Annotated in this window: 3 protein-coding genes; all 3 read left to right on the top strand. The window is 74.6% G+C overall.

The window, feature by feature from the left end; all coding sequences use genetic code 11:
- The coding region (locus tag HMPREF0731_RS07530) for a DUF4159 domain-containing protein (RefSeq protein ID WP_007003472.1) at positions 1-771 on the top strand (771 nt) is incomplete at its 5' end.
- Between the two features lie 154 nt (positions 772-925).
- Positions 926-3,016: a hypothetical protein gene (locus HMPREF0731_RS07525; RefSeq protein ID WP_007003471.1), complete on the top strand. Its 2,091-nt coding sequence runs from the start codon at positions 926-928 to the stop codon at positions 3,014-3,016.
- A gap of 81 nt (positions 3,017-3,097) precedes the next feature.
- Positions 3,098-3,457 carry a hypothetical protein gene (locus HMPREF0731_RS23095; protein ID WP_007003470.1) on the top strand — a complete coding sequence of 120 codons (360 nt, stop codon included), beginning with the start codon at positions 3,098-3,100 and terminating at the stop codon, positions 3,455-3,457.
- The last annotated feature ends 165 nt before the right edge of the window (positions 3,458-3,622 follow it).

Below are 3,622 nucleotides of genomic sequence, written 5' to 3'. Positions count from 1 at the left end.
CCGCTGCTGCTGCTGCTCGCCCAGCCGGCGCTGGCGCAGCAGGGGCGCAGCGCCGCGCCCGCGGAGGAGTCGATGCCGCTGGCCACCCGCATCGGCTATGTCGCCACCGGCGATTCGGCGGTGGACGAGGTGGTGCGGCAGGGGCTTTCGGGCCTGTCCGACTACGTCAACCGCCGCACCGCCGCCGCCCTGGCCGAGCCGCTGGCGGTGCGCCCGGGGCAGGACGACCTGTCCACCCTGCCGCTGCTCTACTGGGCGGTGACGGGCGACAGCCCGGACCCGGACGCGGCGGCGCTCTCGGCGCTGAACGAGTTCATGCGCCATGGCGGCATCATCCTGTTCGACACGCGGGATGAGGGCTCGGGGGAGGGCTTTTCCCCCGGCGCGCGGGCGGCGTTGCAGCGCATCACCCGCGGCCTGTCGATCCCGCCGCTGGCCCCGGTCTCGCCGGAGCATGTGCTGACCCGCGCCTTCTATCTGCTGCCGCCGGAGCTGCCGGGGCGCTTCGCCGGCGGCCAGGTCTGGGTCTCGCGGCAGGAGGACCGGGCGAATGACAGTGTTTCCCCCGTCATCATCGGCGGGCATGACTGGGCCGGGGCCTGGGCGGTCGATGCGCGCGGACAGAACCCCTATGCCGCCATTCCCGGCGGCGCCCGCCAGCGCACGCTGGCCTACCGCTTCGGCGTCAACCTCGTGATGTACGCGCTGACCGGCAACTACAAGGGCGACCAGGTCCACGTCCCCGCCATCCTCGAAAGACTCGGCAATTGATTCTTTTTCGGATTGCCATGTCCACGTGGGGACGGGCGGCGCGGCCTGCCCGGCGGAGCGCGACCTGTGAGGGTGCGGGTCTCTTACTGACAGAAAGAAGAAGGGGGTCCGGGGGAATTCATTCCCCCGGCCTTGCTTCCGCGGGAGTTGGGTGATGCGCCAGGCCATCTCGGGCATCGATTTCGCCCCCATCCTGCCGCTCTGGCTGCTGGCGGCGCTGGCCTTGCTGGCGGTGCTGGCGCTGCTGCCGGCGCTGTGGCGGCGGGCGCGCGGCGCCTGGTGGCGGGCGTTGTCCTTTGCCGTGCTGCTGCTGGCGCTGGCCAATCCGCGCCTGGTCGAGGAGACGCGGGAGACCCGCCCCGACATCGCCCTGCTGGTGCAGGACCGCAGCGATTCGGCGCGGATCGGCGCGCGCGGCGCGCAGCTGGACGCCGCCCGCGCCGCGATCGAGGAAGCCGCCGCCCGCTTCCCCGACCTGGAGCTGCGGGTGGTCGACCTGCCGGAGGGCGGGCGCCAGGGCACGCGGCTGTTCACCGCCATCGACCGGGCCCTGGCCGACATCCCGCGCGCGCGGCTGGCGGGGGTGATCGCGCTGACCGATGGCCAGGCGCATGACATCCCGGCGCAGCCCGGCTTCGAGGCGCCGCTGCATCTGCTGCTGCCCGGCCGCCCGGGCGAGGTCGACCGGCGCATCCGCATCATCGAGGCGCCGGGCTATGGCATTGTCGGCCGCAGCGTGGAGCTGCGGCTGGCGGTGGAGGATCTCGGCGCCACCGGTCAGCCCCAGGGCGGCGCGGTGCGGCTGACGCTGCGGCGGGACGGCGCGGCCCCACGGGTGGAAAGCGTGCCGCTGGGCCGCGAGCACCGCATCACCCTGCCCGTCGAGCGCGGCGGGCCGAGCGTCGTGGAGATCACCGCCGAGGCGCGGCCGGGCGAGGTGTCGCAGCTCAACAACCGCGCCGTGGTGACGGTGAACGGGGTGCGGGACCGGCTGCGGGTGCTGCTGGTCTCGGGCGAGCCGCATTCGGGCGAGCGCACCTGGCGCCGGCTGCTGAAGGCCGACCCGAATGTCGACCTGGTGCATTTCACCATCCTTCGCCCGCCGGAGAAGGACGACCTGACGCCGCTGAACGAGCTGGCGCTGATCGCCTTCCCGGTGCGCGAGCTGTTCCAGGTGAAGCTGCGCGAATTCGACCTGATCGTGTTCGACCGCTTCAGCAACCGGGGCATCCTGCCGCCGATGTATCTGCGCAACATCGCCGACTACGTGCGCGGCGGCGGTGCGCTGCTGCTCTCGGTCGGGCCGGAATTCCTCGGCCCCACCAGCCTGGCATCCACCCCGCTCGGGCAGGTGCTGCCGGCGCGGCCGCTCTCCGGCGCCGCCGCCCTGGCCGAGGGGCCGTTCCGCCCGCGCGTGACCGAGGCCGGCGCCCGCCACCCGGTGACCCAGGGGCTGACGGGCGCCAATGCCGGCGCCGCCGAGCCCGGCTGGGGCCGCTGGTACCGGCATCTGCGCGCCGAGCCGCAAAGCGGGCTGACGGTGATGGACAGCCCCGATGGCGCGCCGCTGCTGCAGCTGGACCGTGTGGGGGAGGGCCGGGTGGCGCTGCTGCTCTCCGACCAGATCTGGCTGTGGTCCCGGGGCCATGATGGCGGCGGCCCGCAGGCCGAGCTGCTGCGCCGCGCCGCGCACTGGCTGATGCGGGAGCCGGAGCTGGAGGAGGAGGATCTGGTGGCGCGGGTGGAGGGCGGCACGCTGACCGTGACCCGCCGCAGCGTCGAGGCCGGGCCGCCGCCCGAGATCACCGTCACCGCCCCCGATGGCACGGTCAGCCGCCACCGGGCGGAGGCGGCGCAGGGCGGCCAGGCCACGCTCTCGGTCCCCGCCACCCAGCCGGGCGTCTGGCAGGCGGGCGATGGGCGGCGCACCGCCTTCGCCGCCGCCGCCGCCGCCAACCCGCTGGAGATCGCCGATCTGCGCGCCGATCCGGGTCGCGCCCTGGCGCTGGCCGAGGGCACCGGCGGCGGGCTGCACTGGCTCGGCAACGGGGAGCGCCCGGTGCTGCCGGAGCTGCGCCGCGTCGCCGCCGGGCGCGACGCGCAGGGGGCATCCTGGATCGGGCTGCGCCGCAACCAGGACCATCTGGTGACCGGCATCGCCGCCCTGCCGCTGCTGCCGCCCTGGCTGGCCCTGCCGCTGGTGCTGGGCATCGCCCTGCTGGCCTGGCGGCGGGAGGGGCGCTGAACGGAGCGGGAGCGCCCCTCGCACGGCAACGCTTTGCCGCCGCCCTGCGCGGGCCTATGTGTGGGTCAGAGGATCCACGCCATGCGCCCGATGCTGCCCGCCCTGCTCCTGCCCGCCCTGCTCGCCGGCTGCGCCGCGCCGGGGCCGACGCTGGAGCAGCGCCTCGCCACCTTCATCAACCGCCCGGAGGGCGAGCTGGTCGCGCAACTCGGCGTGCCGGTCCGCACTTACGAGACCGGCGGGCGGCGCTTCCTGCAATTCGAGCAGCAGAGCACCGTCCTGGTGCCCGGCGACCCCTGGGGCTATGGCTACAACCCCTGGGGCTATCGCCGGCCCTGGACCGCGCCCCCCTCCTATGCCGTGATGCGCTGCGAGATGACCTTCGCGGTGCGCCAGGGCCTGGTCGAAAGCTTTACCGCGCGGGGCGAGGGCTGCGGCTGAGCCCGCTTCGCCCGCGCCCGGAAATGGTCTAGAGAGGTCGCCATGCGCCGTCTCCTGAAGCTCGCCCCGCTGCCCCTCCTGTCCGCCCTGCTGCTCGGCACGGCGCTGCCCGCCGTCGCGCAAGGCCTGCGCGGGCCGATGGTGCCGGAGGCGCAGCCGCAGGCG

The organism is Pseudoroseomonas cervicalis ATCC 49957 (genome assembly GCF_000164635.1).
Lineage (GTDB): Bacteria > Pseudomonadota > Alphaproteobacteria > Acetobacterales > Acetobacteraceae > Pseudoroseomonas > Pseudoroseomonas cervicalis.
This window is presented reverse-complemented; position numbering and strand designations above follow the sequence as displayed.